General features: G+C 70.8%; 1 protein-coding gene. It reads right to left on the reverse strand.

Going from position 1 to position 1,433, the window contains the following annotated elements; all coding sequences use genetic code 11:
- Window positions 1–1,286: ATP-binding protein (locus tag G3N61_RS39060; RefSeq protein WP_241018140.1), on the reverse strand; the 1,286-nt coding region annotated here is incomplete at its 3' end.
- Window positions 1,287–1,433: the final 147 nt, after the last annotated feature.

Here is a 1,433-nt window from a genome sequence, read left to right on the forward strand (position 1 = left end):
TGGCCCGCGCGCTGTGCCGATCCTGCCGCGGCGTGACCATTCGCCGCACTACCGGCCCGCCCGTTGCCGCCCGCCGCGCGCGGCACGACATCGGACAGTTCGATCTCGCCGCCGAGCCGCGCGGCCGCGCTGAACGCGAGATACAGGCCGACCCCGTGCCCGCCCTGCGTGCTGTCGACCGGCATCGCGCCGAGCGATTCGCGCAGCGCGGCCGGAATGCCGGGCCCGTCGTCGCATACCTCGAATTCGATCTCGTCGGCCGTGCCGGCGTGCGCGACCTTCGCGGCCAGCGTCACGCGCTGCGGGCTCGCGCGCGCGGCGTTGTCGAGCAGGATCGTCAGGATCTGGCCGGCCGCGACCGTGTCGTCGAGCGCGACGCCCGCCGGACGCGCGCCGAGCAGCTCGAACTGCACATGCGGATGCCGCAGGCGCCAGTGCTCGACGAACGTGTCGAGCCAGTCGTCCACCGGCTGGCGGCTCGCGGGCGCGCTCGCGCGGCTGCGCAAGCGCGCGAGCGCCGACGTGCAGAGCGACATCTGCTCCTCGAGCACCTTCAGGTCGGCCTCGTAGCGGGCCAGCCCCGGATCGTCGCGCGCCGCGTCGCGCAGCTCTTCCGCGAGCATCGCGATCGTCGACAGCGGCGTGCCCATTTCGTGCGCGACGGTGGCGGCCTGCACGCCGAGCGCGACCGCCCGCTCGTCGCGCAGCAGGTGCTGCTGCGCTTCGCCGAGCGCCGCATCGCGCTGGCGCAGCGCATTCGACATGCGCGCGACGAACCAGGCGATCAGCCCGACGCTGACCATGAAGTTCGCCCACATCCCGGTACGGTAGTAGTCGAACAGGTTCGCGGGATTGTCCATGTTGAGCGGCACCGAGTCGAACCCGAGCGCCGCATAGCACGCGACCGCGAACGCCGCGAGCCAGATCATCAGGTGCCACGGCAGCACGGCCGCCGCGATCGCGAGCGAAGGCAGGTACAGCGACACGAACGGATTGGTCGTGCCGCCCGACAGGAACAGCAGCGCGGACAGCGCACCGAGGTCGACCCACAGCTGGCCGAGCAGCTCGAAATTGGTCTCGGGCCGCGCGCGCAGCACGCGCACCCAGGTCAGCCCGTTGAAAACGATTTCGAGCGCGATGACCATCAGCATCGCCGGCAACGGCAGATGCACGCCGAAATAGGTCTGCACGACGCCGATCGTCACGAGCTGGCCGATGATCGCGAGATTGCGAAGCCAGAACAGGTGACTGAGGTTGACGCGCCCGGTGGTGGTGATTCGTTGCATCCGAGCAGTTTACCCGTTTAGCGGGCGGCGCGCTCGCGGCCGGTCTCGTCGAACGCCTCGTGCGGCACCTGCCGCGCATCGCGTCGTGGCAGGCCGTGCGCGACACGCATCCGGCCGGGCTGTTGCGCGGGCCGGTCATGCAGGCGA

The sequence above is a fragment of the Burkholderia sp. Ac-20349 genome (assembly GCF_017104865.1).
Taxonomy (GTDB): Bacteria; Pseudomonadota; Gammaproteobacteria; order Burkholderiales; family Burkholderiaceae; genus Burkholderia; species Burkholderia aenigmatica.